We start from the raw sequence: 14,570 nt of genomic DNA on the forward strand, positions 1-14,570 counted from the left end.
TTTATATTATTTTATTTATTCTCATGATGGTTTTTGTTTTTTCAATTGGAATGATGAGGCCATTCATGCCTAAAAAGGAAATTGTTTTAGTGCTTGTTGTGGCTTTTTTAATAGGAACTATAGGAGGGGCATTCTTTTTAGAGCCCGTTTATCAAGAATTGCCGTCTGTTATGGGTCTTGTTGAAAAAAATATTCCCGGTAATGAAGAGACAATGTATCTGGATTTGTCCTCTTCAATTAACATGAAAGAATTGAGCCAACAATTATCATCAACCGAGGGTTTTATTTCTTTTAAAGAAACTAGTGTCACGATTCCTCTGTGGAAGTTTAATGAACAGGAATTCGGATATTTCAAGGAGATTTTAGGAAACATCGATGAGCATTATAAGCATTATAATGTAACTGAAGACGGTAAAATTGAAATTGAAATTGAAGATAACTATACTTCATATGATGCTATTAAGTCATTTGCCGATTGGTACAGAGCAGTTTATGGAGGATCTCTTTCCTATGCTCAGGTTCATGCAAAGCTTGTTGTCAAAACATCTGCCGACGACACTTTCAGAAGTATTTTGCTTGAAAAGGGAATTGTACCAAGTAAGGTGGAAGGACCTATACAAAACAAATACAATGATACCAATACAACCATGTTGCCAAGTTATCAGTTTGTTTTGGTTACTGGAGTTGTGGGCGTTATTATTTCAGTATTGGGAATCTATTATGAATCATTTGGTGTTTTCTCAAGACGGTTTAAGAAATCCATGAAAGAAAAACGCAAAAGGTAATTTTTATGAATGCTGCCGTATTGTTTTCGGGAGGTAAAGACAGTACAATGGCACTGTACTATGCTTTGGAAATGAAGGAAGACGTCAAATATCTTCTTTCCATGAAATCCCGCAATGACGAATCATACATGTTTCATGTTCCAAATATTCATGTTACCGATTTGCTTGCCGAAGCCCTTGAAATTCCTATAATGTCTGTAGAAACTGATGGCATTAAAGAGGAGGAACTTAAAGATTTGAAGGCAGCCTTTGAAAAACTTAAAAGTTCAGGGGTTGAATGCATATATACAGGTGCGCTTTACTCCCAATATCAAAAATCGAGAATTGAAAAATTGGGTTTTGAGGTTGGATTGGAGATTATTTCTCCCTATTGGCATGTTGATGAATTGGAGTATATGCGTGAAATCGTTTCTCTTGGATTTAAAATCATTATTTCCGGTGTTGCAGCCTGGGGCCTGGATGAATCATGGCTTGGAAGGGTCATTGATGATGATGTGATTGACGAGCTGGTTGAACTCAATGAGAAATATTATGTCGATATAGCTTTTGAAGGCGGTGAGGCCGAAACATTAGCTATCGACGGTCCTATTTTTAAAAAGAAACTGAAAATATTAAAAGATAGAAAAGAATGGCATCGTGACAGTGGTGTTTATATAATTGAAGATGCCGTTCTGGAAGAAAAATGAGTTATAGGCCGAGTTCCGTATAAAACTCATTTATTTTTTCTTTATAGCTTTCCAGATCACTTTCATTTATGAGCAGTTTATCTGAAAGTGAAATGACATTGCCGATTCCGAATCCCAATTCAGTTTCATCACGCTTACGGAATCCTTCGTAATCCTGGCAGTCGTCTTCTCTTTGTCTTATTTTTAATCTTTCAAAACGTAACTTAGGATTTGAAAAGACGGAAAGCACGATGAAGTTTTCAAAGTTTTCTTTAAACATTTCTACTTCATGATGGCTTCTGATTCCTTCAATGATGACTAATTTAGGATTATCTTCTTCCTGGAGTTTTTTGATTTTTTTGATTGTAAGTTCTGAAACAATAAAGTCACCGAATTCTTTTCTTAAGTTGACTGCAGTTTCTTTAGTAGGTTCTCCTCTTTTTTTAGCTTCCTCTCTTATAATATCTCCCATACTTACAATTATGGCTCCTCTTTCAACACCTATTTCAGAAATGAAACTTTTTCCAGAGCCAGGCATGCCTGATATACCCATTACTTGCATTATATCTCCTTCATTTTATCTTGATTTGTTCGATTGATTCTTTAAGGTTTTCCTGATTATCAAAATCATTAACCATTTCCACCAAAACTTTTTTGTCCTGAGTCTTAAGGTCTTCAGCTATTTTTGTCATAAACGGAATAGCTCTTACAATGTTGTCCATGATTGAAACATCAGACATCTTTGATGTTCTGGACAGCGGGTTCAAATCTATTGTAATGATGTTTTTACCACTTTTTTTAAGAATTTCTGCTCTGTCACCGTCTTCGAGTGGAATTAAAATAGTATCTGCAGTGTAAATTCCGGTTTTACTTGCGGAAGCTCTGTTGTTTTTAATGTCATTCAGATATTCTATATTATCATCCAAAGATCCTAGAATCTCCTTATATCCGTGGTCCCTGTATAATGTGGTAAGTAATTTTACCCTTTCATCAGTTCTATAGAATAGATTGATTTCAATTTTTGCATTGATTGTTCTGGCAAATTCGATTATTTCATCTATTGCCAGTGCTGTTGCATTTCCATTAACAGAAATTACAGGATTATCTGATAAAAGTAATGCTGCAACTGCAACATACATTGCTCTTTTTGCAGGATATGTGGTTTTTTCACCAATTAGATAATCAAAAGCTTCCCCTCTTCCATGTGCAATCATGGCGGAGTCTGCCAAATATCCTTTTTCAGAAGCTTTAACGATTTTATCTCGCAAAACTAAAGATTCATAACGTGGATGTGATTTTGGTATCATATTTTATCTCCTTATTTTAAATCAATATTCATTTGAGCTAAATATCCTAAAAAGGTTGTAATCAGTAAGGTCATAACAATCATTGAAAAAACGTGAAGCTCGTAATCTATGAAAATCATGTTTGGCCTGTGAGGAATTACAAGAATTGCCATATCCAATATGAAATCGACTAAGACAAATATTATTCCGACAGTGAATCCTTCAATAACTTCATTTGAATCGATATTTCTAATGTAGAATATTCCAAATAGTGTTGTTGCGATTATTGTTGCTGCTGGAGCGATTATATTGACATTTGCAAAAAAACTGCTGAAAAAAGGATTCATTACTTCTGTAAAAAAGAAGGTTATGCCCCATATTAGGATTCCATAGATTATTGCTAATTTTAATTTCATATTCAAACCTTAATGTATAGTTTGGTTTGAAAATATTATATATTTTTCTGAAATTTTTTAAAAAAAGTTTGGGATGATTGGGTAGTTAAGTATCTTAACCACCCAATTACTTGTTTTTACAAGCTTTTAGAGAAATGAATTTTAAATTTGGCTGTTTAATCTATCTCTCTGGCTACTGTGTAGCCAATTGTATATTTGTTCTAATACTATATAAAGTTATTTGTAATTTATAAAAATTCAAGTATACTTTATTAAAAAATTTTATATTATTTGTTCTTCATATAGTTAAACTGAATGACAGATTATACTGAGCATGAAATGTATCTGAGAAGAGTTCTCTCCAATTCAATTGGTTCAATGAATCCTTCCGAAGAGGCTAAAAAGACAGCCAGAAAATTTTCCAATTCATATTATATGGATTATAAACAAAAATTATTAAAGGATTATGCTGAAAAGACATTGGCCGACATTGAAAATTGCGAAATAATTTCCACATCTTTCGGAGACACGCTAAAGATTACCGAAAGCGAAAGGATAAAATTTGAAATTGATGATAATGATTTTAAAATGCAAATGAATAATAATCTCAAATTATTGCCTAAAATAGGCATTAAAACTGAACAGAATCTTAAAAATAAGGGGTACATGACCATAGAATCTTTAAAAAAGCATGATAGGTATTGTGATATTGCATCAAGCTTCCTTGATAAAATCGATGATTTGTCATTTGCAGAGATTATTGAAATACTCGACAATAACAGATACTCAAAAAAGTGCAGAGATAACATTTTAAAGTCCATCAGCCTAACCGAGCGAGAAAACTTTAAATTTATGGATATTGAAACGTTGGGTCTTTCAAATGTTCCGATAATACTGATTGGCATAGCTGAATTCAAAAGAAACAGAATAATTTCCACACAATATTTCCTAAGGGAAATCTATGAGGAGGGTGCAGTCATTGAAGCGTATCTCTCACATCTTGACGAGGATTCCGTTCATGTAACATTCAACGGCAAAAGCTTTGATGTGCCGTTCATTAAAAATAGATGTTTGTATAACCGGATTGATGCAAATCTTGATTTGCCCCATTTGGATTTGATGTATTTTGCAAAGAATTTATGGAGAGACCAGTTGCCTAATTGTCAGCTTCAGACAATAGAAAATGAATTGTTTGGCATTGAACGTGAAGGTGATGTTCCTGGCCAATACATTCCGGATTACTATAATTCTTATTTGGACGAAAAAAATATAGGGCCGATAGTTCCAATAATAGAACATAATCGCCAAGATATCGTTTCACTTGCCAGTTTTCTAGAGAAAATGTATGAGGAAGTAAATTAAAATGGGATTTTTTGACAGATTTAAGAGTAAAGATACAAAAAAGGAAAAGAAGCCTGTCCCGAAAGACATTGAAATAGATCAAGATCAACTGATATTAAAGGAAATAGCCATCAATGCCAAAGACAGAACTGAAAGGGCCGTGGCTGCAGATAACATTACAGACCAGTTCGTTGCACTTGACATTGCAAAGAATGTAAAGGACAGGGCAATCAGATTAATAGCGGTAAATAAGATTAAAGATGAAAATCTGCTTTGGGATGCCGCTGAAAATTCAAAATTCTTTGACGTTAGAAGCTTTGCATATGAAAGGCTTGGCGAGAACAACAAATCAATTGCCGAAATTGTAATAAACACCAAGAAAAACAAGAATGTTGATGAAATTTTTAATAAGATTGTTGATGAGGAGACTTTAAAGGATATAGCCATTGAAGCCATTGATAAAAATTACAGAAGATTGTCTCTGGAAAAAATTGAAGATGCAGACATATTGTATGATCTGGTCTTCAAGGCAAATGATTCCTCCATTAGAAAATCAGCGGTAAATAAGGAAAACTTCACCGATGAGGACATTCTTAAAAGGGTCGTACTTGAAGATAGGGATGAAGGAGTTAAAATAGCTGCCGTCAAAAAAATTGAAAATGAAGAGGTGCTGGCTGAAATTGCAACCCAGGAGGACAATGCCAAAATCAGGTCAATGATATTCGGCAGGATAGACAATGTCGAAATCTTAAAGGAGATAGCAATAAATTCCGAAAAGCCCGATGTTCGCCTGGACATCATCAACAAGGTCGATGATGAAGAACTGCTAAAGTATATGGCTCTCAATGATTCCGACAGTGTTGTCAGAAGTGAGGCTGTCAAAAAAATAACCGATGGCGAAACTTTGCTTAAGGTCATTGACAATGATAAAGATCCTTTTGTAAGACAGATTGCTGTTAAAAATCTCAATAACACTCAGGAATTGATTAGAATAGCATTGAATGATGATGACCAGTATGTAAGGTCTCATGCAATATCAAATCCTGCAATAACCGATGAGGATGATTTCACATATGTTGCAATCAATTCAACACATGAAGATGTTGCAGCAGAGGCAATGGAGCATATAACTGAAGAGAAAAACTTCATTGAAATATTGAAGAATGCCAAATTGGAAAACATTAGAAAATCCACACTGGACCACATCACCGATTTGGAAACATTAATCAGAATAGTTTTGGCAAATGAGGATGAGGAATTTTCCTTAAAAGCTTTAAATAAGATTAAAGTTGAAAAATGTCTGATTAAGATTTATGAACAGGGAATTTCTGAAAACATTTCCGTTAGGGCGGTGTCTCTGGTTAGAAATCAGGAGTTTCTGACAAATGTCGTCAAGAATGATGATTCCTGGAGAGTTCGCGAGACTGCCTGTAAAAAAATAGTGAGTAAAAAAGTATTGAGGGAAGTTTCCCTTTCAGATGAAAATGAATATGTAAGAGCAGTAGCTAAAAAGAGAATGAATCTATAGGTAGAATTCAGGCTCTTTTCTTTCGCTGTTTGCTTCTTCAAATGCTGGTTTTTTAGTTTCAAATGCTTCTCCGGTAAAACTTCGTGCACCTTCCGGACAGATGTGTATGCATGCAGTACATCTTGAGCATATGTCCAGGTCGGTATCTACAGGGTCGTCTTCGGGAATGGCCTTTTCAGGACAGATTGAAACACAGTCATAACAGAATGAGCAGGATGTATCATCACATGAAATGACAAACGGCAGCTGTTTATATTCGGTGTATGGTTTGTTTCCAGGTATTTCGCTTTCAAGGCTTTTGCCTGATTCAATCTTTTCCATGCATTTTTCGCTGAATTCGTTGATTTTTGCAATGTCGGATTCATCAGGTCTTCCAACTGCAACGCCGCTGAATATTGAATGGTGGCTTATTGTTGAAGCCGCTGCAATCACATTGAAGTTATTTTCCCTTAACAGTTCGACCAGTTCAAGCAATGAATCGCTTACGTGCGCATTTCCATAATTCACGACTGCAATTGCAGGGGTGTTGTTCCCTTTAAGTTTGGATAATCTGTCACGTCCGCTTTTAGGAATTCTTCCGGCAAATACCGGCATGCCCACAATGGCAATATCCTCGTCTGCAAATTCTTTTTCCATATCAAAATTCAGCAAATCGTAAGTTTCTTTTTCCTGAGTGAAATTGCTTGCAATCTGCTCGACCACCTGTTTTGTTGTGCCTGATGGGCTGAAATATATTTTTGTTATACTTGACATACTCTCACCTAATTTAATTATTATATTTATATTAACTTAATGATTTCGAATGATTATTTTTGTTTTTTCTCCATTTTATTGTATTTTTGTTTAATTTTATATTTTAATTATTTTTAAAATTTAAACTAAACCTTTTAACAGTTTTGATTTTGGTGTTTCTGTTCATTTTTTAGAAAAACTTTATATATGTTGAATGCAAAAATATGTATTGGTGGAAGATATCTTCCGGTCTATGATTAGAGGTGTAAAAGTGACAGATATTAAAACAGCAATGGTCGGTACTCCCTGCCAGATATTGGCCGCAACAAAAATTAATAGATACGAAGAACAAACTGGCGGATCACCTATTGACGTAAAAATAGGTTTATTCTGTATGGAGAACTTTTCCTATTCCTATCTTGAGAGATATTTGAAAAGTCAGGGCATTGAACTATATGAAGTAAAGGAATTCAGAATAGATAAGGGAAAATTCATTGCAAAATTGATTGACGGTAATGTCTTTTCCATTCCGATTGCAGAAACAGAACCGTTCACCCGTAAAAATTGTCACATCTGCACTGACTATACTTCTGATGTTTCTGATATTTCAGTGGGTTCTGTCGGATCTCCAAGTGGATACTCAACAGTCCTTGTAAGGTCAAAAAAAGGACGTGAAATAATTGAAGATGCAATAGATAAAGGATATATTACCGTAGAGGAAATGTCAGAAAAGGGAATCAGTCTCTTAAAAAGAATTGCAAATCAGAAAATTTCAAAAAACACTAAAAATTATAAAAAAAGGGAGGCAATTGCAAGGCCTGTACTTTCCAAAAGGGCAATGAGCGAAGAGGAAGTCATAAGGGAAGCAAGCCTGTGCCAATTTGAAAACCTGCAGAATGATGTAATCAGCGTAGGGTCCTGTGTTTTATGCGGTGCCTGTGAATATGTTTGTCCGATAGATTCCATTCAGATAAACCACAGAAAACCGGTATCCAAAAAAGACTGTGAAGATGACTGTCATGCATGCTATTTTGCATGTCCCAGAACTTTTGTAAGCAATGAGATATATCCTGAAGACATTGACGAAAAGCCCCTTGGAAACTATCTTGACATCTATTCGGTAAAGGCGGATTCAATAATCGGTCAGGATGGTGGTGTCGTTTCAGCTATTTTGGTATATCTGCTTGAAAATAATATTGTTGATGAAGTGTCCATTGTAGGTGAAGACAAGGATGCACCTTGGAGACCTCAATCCAAATTGACCTCATCAGTTCAGGACGTAATTATGGCTGCCGGAACAAAATACAGTACAACACCGATTGGATTTAAAGCTTTAAACAAATAGGAGTTACACTCCTCTATTTTTTACTTTTTTTTAGAATTTTTCATCAATAGAAACTATTTAATATTATTAAAATAATAAAAATTATTTGGTGATACGATGGAATTAATGAGAGAGCTATCTTTAGCACCGGGTGTATCCGGGTCTGAAGAGGAAATAGCTAATATTATTACACGTGAATTAGAAAATGTAGCTGATAAAATAGAAAAAGACAGTATGGGAAACCTGATTGCTACTAAAAAAGGTGAAAAAAAGGCTCCTACTGTAATGCTTGCAGCACATATGGATGAAATCGGCCTTATGGTCAGATACATTGACGATGACGGATTTATTAAATTCTCAAACATTGGTGGAATCAATGACCAAATGTTAATGAACCAGACTGTAACTATCCACTCATCTGTTGGAGATGCAATTGTTGGTGTAATAGGTTCAAAACCGCCTCACGTTACTAAACCTGAAGAAAGAAACAAAGTAGTCAAAGCTGATGACATGTTTATCGACATCGGTGCAAAGGACAAGGAAGATGCAGAAAAAATGGTAAGAATTGGAGACAAAATGACCTTCAACTCCCTCTTTGTCGAATATCCGAACAATTTGATTATGGGAAAAGCTTTGGATAACCGTGTCGGATGTTATGTGATGATGGAAGTTTTAAAAAGAGTGGATACCAGAGCTACCGTTTATGGAGTAGGTACTGTTCAGGAAGAAGTAGGTTTAAAAGGAGCAAAAACTTCCGCATTTAAATTAAACCCTGATTTGGCTATTGCACTTGATGTAACCTTATCCGGAGACCATCCTGGAATCAAGCCTGAAGAGGCGCCTGTTGTAATGGGTAAAGGTCCGGCTATTATTTTAGCTGATGCAAGCGGAAGAGGTATTTTAACCCAACAATCAGTAAAGGACATGCTCATTAAAGCCGGAGACGAAAAGGAAATTCCGTATCAATTGGAAGTCAGTGACGGCGGAACTACTGACGGAACTGCAATTCACCTGACCCGTGAAGGAATTCCAACCGGTGTTTTATCCGTTCCTACACGTTACATTCATACTCCAGTAAGTGTATGCAGTATGGATGATATTGAATCAACCATTCGTTTAATTACAGAAGCTATAAATAATTTATAAGTTATATTATTGTTTACTTTTCAAATGCTCTCCCACAAACCCAAAATATAAAGGGAGATTAAAATATGAATATGAACAATAATACCATAATTGAAGAATTTGCAAAAGCAAGGCGATTAAAACCAGGTACCATAGAACAGTACCAAATCGCCTTAAACTTTTATTCCAAATTCCAAAAAAAACCATTATCAGAACTATTAGATGAAGCAGATTATGAAGAAGAAAAAGGTATCCGTTGGAAAAAACGAAAACTAAAACAACGTTTACTAAACTACCGAAACTATCTATACGAACATCACGTACAAAGCACTGCAGATTTAAAATTTGCTTTAATCAAAACTTTTTACAAACACTATGAAATAGAAATTCATGATTTGCCAACATTAAACAGGAAAAATATAAAATTATCAGAACCTTTAAAATTTAAAGATTTACCTGATAAAGAATTAATCAAAAAATGTTTGAAAATAGCAAATCCATTAATGCGGGCAATAATTTTATTCATGTCCTCTTCAGGCTGTGCAAGAGCAGAAACCTTAAGTCTAACAGTAAAAGACTATCTTGACGCTACTAAAGACTATCATCACACTAATGATATTGCAGAAGCAGTTAAAATAATGTATGATAAAGACGTTGTCCCTACTTTTTATTTGAAACGCATTAAAACAAATAAATATTATTTTACTTTTTGCAGTCCAGAAGCTAACCGTGAAATAATTAATTATTTGTTATTGCGTGAAGATTTAGATAATAGTAAACTTGATGAAATACAATTGTTTAAATGTAACACTGCATATTTTGAAAGACATTTCGCTAAAATTAATAATACATTAAATTTAGGTAAAATTGGAGCTCATAATAGATTTAAAAGCCATATTTTACGCAAGTTTCATGCAACTAATTTGTACAATGATAAATTGAGTCTTGATGAAATCGATGCTTTACAAGGCAGATCTAAAGAAGCAACTCACTCTTCATATTTCACTGAAGATCCAAGTAAGTTACGTGAAAAATATATTTCTCATTTAGATTGTTTGACAATAAATCTTGATGTAAATAATATGGATATTAAATCCTCTGAATATGTTCAATTAGAAACAGAACTTCAGGAAAAAAATAATGCCTTGGAAGATATGAATACAAGATTATCAAAAGTAGAATCATTATTCGCAAACATAGATACATTAAGTGATGATGAGATATTAAACTTATTTGCGAATAGAGAGTAAATTTGACTTAAAAATTAAGTTTAAACAATTTTGCAATTAATTTGAAAGTCAATTAGGAAGGTTTATATGCATCCTGAATTATAATTATGAATATAATTATAATAAATTTTTTTTTTAATTTTCATTTTTCTTATTTTAATGTATTTTCGCGTACTTTAAGTTTATTAATAATTATAGAATTGTAATATATCTATTGTTATTTAATTATAGGCATTCTCAAAATTCATTTAAATAGATTATTTTTGAAAATGACTGGTTTTAAAGGAGTTTTAAATTTTCTAATTCAAACATTAATTTTTTGTAAAATTTAGTTTTGTTTGGTAAGAGTGTTTATTGGATAACATGATGTGACTTTTGAAAATGTTACAATAGTATCAAACCTATGATAAATGTTATACCTGGAAGTCTTATAAAAAAGATAAGATTTCAAAAATAAAATAAGTGAGAATGATTTCTTATGACTGATAAAATAGATAAAAAATTTCAAAAAATAAATAAAGAATTGAATAAACGAAGTGATTTAGTAGATCAATTTAAAGCGTCTTGGAAAAAATCCTCAGGAAATAATGCTAAAATTCAAAAATTTTTAGAAGTTGAAATTAAAGATATATTTAGATTGGATTATGGAGAGTTTACTATAACTCTTGGAGGCAGAGAAATTTGTATTACTATGTGGCATAATATTAAAATGGAGGATATTAAGAAATTTGACAGAGTTATGGGGAAGGAAAGTAAAATCATTTGTGAAGATGAGTTTATCTATTTAAAATATGAATTTGAAGAATATTATTGAATTGAGAGGGGGGAGTTATTTTTTCCTCATTTTTTTTTGTACAGTTCACTATTTTTGTTTTGTTTTTTTAAATCTTTGCCCTATGTGTTTTTGCTATTTTGGATAGACAATTGAGTATTATTATTATTAATTTATTGAACAATATTTAAAATTATCAAATAAAAACCTTTAAATATACAATCATACAATATTATAAAATAGAGTTGGCGAACTATAACCTAACAATGAGAATCATGACTGATAAAAACAATGGATTATATCTAACTGCAGATTATGATGACCACCGCAAACCACCCATCCCAAGATTAATCTGGAAAGATCATCACACATCATGGGACAGAACACACTATGACTTCGGACACTACGGAGGAAAAAGTGTTGAAGGACATCATAACTACAAAGCAAGATATTATATGGTTAAATAAAAGAGGAGGAAATAAACTTGTCCCCAGCATTAATGTATAATTTTAATACATATTTGAGAATAATGAATCAACATGATATTTATAATGATGATATTATTAATATTGATGATTGTAGTTTTTTAACACCAACCTTTGTACTTCCTTTAGTAAGTTTTATTTACAATTATAATAAACGAATCAAAGAACATAAAAACCCTAAAGTTAATGATTATTTACATAAAGTATTAGGCATTAAAAAACACACTGACACTACATTTCCATTTCGATGGTTAGATGAAACTACAGATAACTCTGAAGAGTTAACTAAAGAAATTTTAGCCATCATTGACCCTGTACCTGAAATGGAACAATCTTTAAAATATATCTTTCATGAAATTTTAACCAATGTTTATGATCATTCAATTTTTGATAATGGATATGTTATAGGTCAATATTGGCCTAAACTTAACGCAACTGATTATAGTTTCATGGATAATGGTATTAGTATACCCGGTTCATTCAAAAAAGCAGGAATACCATTCAAGAACGATTGTGATGCAATTATTCAAGCAATTAATGGAATGTCTACCAAAGATAAAGATGAATTTATTGGAAGAGGAACAGGATTAAATACTGTTGTGAATATTGTTACTCAAGGAGCAAGAGGTATTGTATTAATTGCTTCAGGAAATGGGGTTGTTGAAATAACAAAAAATAATGTTATTGCTAGAAAAATTCCTGAAGATTATATTAAAGGAACATTAGTTAGTTTAAGGGTTAAATCAAATAAAAATATTAATATTTATGAGCACATGATTGGCCGAGAATATGAATTACCTAAAAAGATTATAAGAATAAAAAAGAAACCTATATTTGTTATTTAAAAAATTAAGAAGGAGGTTTAGTAAAATGAGTGAAATTGAAATTTTTTTAGAAAAGGAAATAGATTCGGATTTAGGATCAAGAAATAAAATCGAAGATTTATACCAAAATATTCCTAATGATATTTCAAAAGTAGTGATGAATTTTACTGGAATTGAATTCATGGGACGAAGTTTCGCCCAGGAATATTTGAATCAAAAAAATAAAGCAAGTTTTGAAGTCGTTGAAGTTAATGTTCCTAATGAGGTACAAGAAATGTTTAATATCATTTTAAAATTAAATGGGCATTTATAAGAGGTTTATTTTATGAGTGATGATAATAGAAGAGAGTGTCCTTATTGTGGGTCTAAGAATACTAAATTAGTACCTAATAAACAAACATTTACTGGAGAAACATATATTAATGAGTGTAAGAATTGTGGGAGACAATTTAGTTGAGATTACATTTAACTTCTAAAAAGATGGGGGTTTTATTTATGAATCAAGAAAAATTAAAAGAACTAATTGAAATAATTAAAAAAGAAGCTCAAAGAGGAGATTTAATTTTAAAATATGGTTCTGGAGGACTATTAACTTTACGTAAAGGAGGAGTTCCAACTATTACAGAAACTGGTTGGTTAATTGTCGTAAATAATGAGAGTAATCATGTTCATTATATTAATTTGGAAACAGTAAATGAAATTATTATAACTGCAGGAGTAGAATAATTATAGTTAATTATTATGGTTTAAACCTGATTGTTGCAGAGTGTATTTTAATTGAAAATAAATATGGGGCAGAAGATTATGGAACTTGAAGATGTATTCCCAAATTCACCATTTGAACCATGGAGACCAGTATCCCCCGAAAAGTTCAAAGGAAGAGTAAAAGATAGAGATAAAATATTAAGAAGAATCCCTCATGTTATCAAAGATGGGAGAGCGGAACATTTTTTCATTACTGGAAAAAGAGGAATGGGTAAAACATCTTTTATAAATTATGTTTCTAGAGTTGCTGAAGATAATTATCATATGATTCCAATTCATATTAACAATAGTGGAGGTAAAACTGTTGATGAGTTAATACAAAAATTACTTGATGCATTAATGAGAGAATTTAAAAAAGAATACTTAGGTAAAAAGATTATTGATAAAATATTAAATACCATTCAAGAGTTTAAAGTTGCAGGAACCGGTGTTTCATTAAAAGATACAAATGATCTAATTCAAAATATTAAAAATCATTTCGCAGATTTCCTAATAAAAACATGTGAAAATCTACCTGAAGGTTCAGGTATTTTTATTGTTATTGATGATCTTAATGGATTATCTGAAAGTGAAGAATTCACAAATTGGTACAAAGGTTTCTTTGAAATAATGGATTTCAATGAATACCATCTGCCTATTGTTTTTACTTTAATTAGTTATCCTGAGGAATATGAAAAGTTATGTGATCTTAATGAATCTTTCTTTAGAATATTCCATTTAATTGAAATTGATAATCTTGATGATAATGATATTATAGATTTTTTCAAATCATCATTTAACGATGTGGGTATTGAATTTGAAGATGAAAATGATTCTTTATCGTCTATGGTTTTCTTTTCTTATGGAATGCCTTTGATTATGCAGTTAATTGGGGATTCTGTTTTTTGGAATGCTTATGAAGATTTAAAGATTAATAAAAATATTGTGTTAATAAGTATTGCTCAGGCTGCGGAGGAGTTAAGTAAAAAACAATTGAGGTCTAAATTAAGTAAAATAAGGAGTGAGACTTATATTAATATTTTCCTTAAATTGGCTAATAATGGTTTGATGACTTTTAAAAAATCAGAGTTTAAACAGTATTTGTCTCCTGAAGAGAGGAAGTCTTTTGATGGTTTTTTGAAAAAAGCAAAGAAGTTAGGTATTATTGAGTCTATTGGGAAGAAAAATAGTGGGGAATATGGTTTTGTGAATAGGTTATATTTAGTGTATTTTGTGATGTTGTCGGCTCAGACAGGTTATGATAAAAGAATGGGTAAATAATAATGTGAGTTTATTTATGTTGTGAAAAATAGAGTATTAGTTAAGTATTGTAAC

General features: G+C 32.2%; 17 protein-coding genes. 13 read left to right on the forward strand and 4 right to left on the reverse strand.

Annotation, left to right across the window (positions count from 1 at the left end):
• Positions 1–23 precede the first annotated feature (23 nt).
• A complete protein-coding gene (locus QZU83_RS06760; protein WP_295610716.1) occupies positions 24–785 on the forward strand; it encodes a hypothetical protein in 762 nt (253 codons plus the stop codon).
• A gap of 5 nt (positions 786–790) precedes the next feature.
• Positions 791–1,471 (forward strand): TIGR00289 family protein, encoded by a 681-nt coding sequence (locus QZU83_RS06765; protein ID WP_295610717.1) that lies wholly within the window; start codon positions 791–793, stop codon positions 1,469–1,471.
• 1 nt (position 1,472) lies between these two features.
• Here the strand turns inward: QZU83_RS06765 and QZU83_RS06770 are convergent, their stop codons facing one another.
• From QZU83_RS06770 to QZU83_RS06780, 3 genes are read right to left on the reverse strand one after another with little or no spacing between them, the layout of a single operon-like run.
• Entirely contained in the window at positions 1,473–2,012 is a 540-nt protein-coding gene (locus QZU83_RS06770) for an AAA family ATPase (protein ID WP_295610719.1), read from the reverse strand.
• Between the two features lie 10 nt (positions 2,013–2,022).
• Complete coding sequence (locus QZU83_RS06775; RefSeq protein WP_295610720.1) at positions 2,023–2,757, reverse strand: phosphopantothenate/pantothenate synthetase; 735 nt, start codon at positions 2,755–2,757, stop codon at positions 2,023–2,025.
• Between the two features lie 11 nt (positions 2,758–2,768).
• Complete coding sequence (locus tag QZU83_RS06780; RefSeq protein WP_295610722.1) at positions 2,769–3,152, reverse strand: hypothetical protein; 384 nt, start codon at positions 3,150–3,152, stop codon at positions 2,769–2,771.
• A gap of 294 nt (positions 3,153–3,446) precedes the next feature.
• Between QZU83_RS06780 and QZU83_RS06785 the strand changes: the two genes are divergently transcribed.
• Both QZU83_RS06785 and QZU83_RS06790 read left to right on the forward strand, forming a co-directional pair.
• Positions 3,447–4,493 (forward strand): ribonuclease H-like domain-containing protein, encoded by a 1,047-nt coding sequence (locus tag QZU83_RS06785; RefSeq protein WP_295610723.1) that lies wholly within the window; start codon positions 3,447–3,449, stop codon positions 4,491–4,493.
• A gap of 1 nt (position 4,494) precedes the next feature.
• On the forward strand, positions 4,495–6,000 hold the full coding sequence (locus QZU83_RS06790; protein ID WP_295610725.1) for a HEAT repeat domain-containing protein: 1,506 nt from the start codon (positions 4,495–4,497) through the stop codon (positions 5,998–6,000).
• On the opposite strand, the gene QZU83_RS06795 is transcribed toward QZU83_RS06790, so the two are convergent.
• Complete coding sequence (locus QZU83_RS06795) at positions 5,995–6,753, reverse strand: flavodoxin domain-containing protein (protein WP_295610726.1); 759 nt, start codon at positions 6,751–6,753, stop codon at positions 5,995–5,997. The two genes, QZU83_RS06790 and QZU83_RS06795, sit on opposite strands and share 6 nt — an antisense overlap.
• A gap of 250 nt (positions 6,754–7,003) precedes the next feature.
• Between QZU83_RS06795 and QZU83_RS06800 the strand changes: the two genes are divergently transcribed.
• From QZU83_RS06800 to QZU83_RS06840, 9 genes are all read left to right on the forward strand, one after another.
• Positions 7,004–8,077, forward strand: a complete 1,074-nt coding sequence (locus tag QZU83_RS06800; protein WP_295610728.1) for a Coenzyme F420 hydrogenase/dehydrogenase, beta subunit C-terminal domain — start codon at positions 7,004–7,006, stop codon at positions 8,075–8,077.
• Positions 8,078–8,173: 96 nt separating this feature from the next.
• Positions 8,174–9,202 (forward strand): M42 family metallopeptidase, encoded by a 1,029-nt coding sequence (locus tag QZU83_RS06805; protein WP_295610730.1) that lies wholly within the window; start codon positions 8,174–8,176, stop codon positions 9,200–9,202.
• Between the two features lie 65 nt (positions 9,203–9,267).
• Positions 9,268–10,431, forward strand: coding sequence for a site-specific integrase (locus QZU83_RS06810; RefSeq protein ID WP_295610731.1), 1,164 nt, complete (start codon positions 9,268–9,270; stop codon positions 10,429–10,431).
• A 457-nt stretch (positions 10,432–10,888) separates the two neighbouring features.
• Complete coding sequence (locus QZU83_RS06815; RefSeq protein ID WP_295610733.1) at positions 10,889–11,224, forward strand: hypothetical protein; 336 nt, start codon at positions 10,889–10,891, stop codon at positions 11,222–11,224.
• Between the two features lie 233 nt (positions 11,225–11,457).
• Positions 11,458–11,649, forward strand: coding sequence for a hypothetical protein (locus QZU83_RS06820; RefSeq protein WP_295610735.1), 192 nt, complete (start codon positions 11,458–11,460; stop codon positions 11,647–11,649).
• Positions 11,650–11,666: 17 nt separating this feature from the next.
• Positions 11,667–12,512, forward strand: coding sequence for a hypothetical protein (locus QZU83_RS06825; protein WP_295610736.1), 846 nt, complete (start codon positions 11,667–11,669; stop codon positions 12,510–12,512).
• 25 nt (positions 12,513–12,537) lie between these two features.
• Positions 12,538–12,804 carry a hypothetical protein gene (locus tag QZU83_RS06830; protein WP_295610738.1) on the forward strand — a complete coding sequence of 89 codons (267 nt, stop codon included), beginning with the start codon at positions 12,538–12,540 and terminating at the stop codon, positions 12,802–12,804.
• Positions 12,805–12,986: 182 nt separating this feature from the next.
• Positions 12,987–13,217, forward strand: coding sequence for a hypothetical protein (locus QZU83_RS06835; protein WP_295610739.1), 231 nt, complete (start codon positions 12,987–12,989; stop codon positions 13,215–13,217).
• 78 nt (positions 13,218–13,295) lie between these two features.
• Entirely contained in the window at positions 13,296–14,516 is a 1,221-nt protein-coding gene (locus QZU83_RS06840) for an ATP-binding protein (protein WP_295610740.1), read from the forward strand.
• Positions 14,517–14,570: the final 54 nt, after the last annotated feature.

This window comes from uncultured Methanobrevibacter sp., assembly GCF_902771435.1.
In the GTDB taxonomy this organism is placed as follows: Archaea; Methanobacteriota; Methanobacteria; order Methanobacteriales; family Methanobacteriaceae; genus Methanocatella.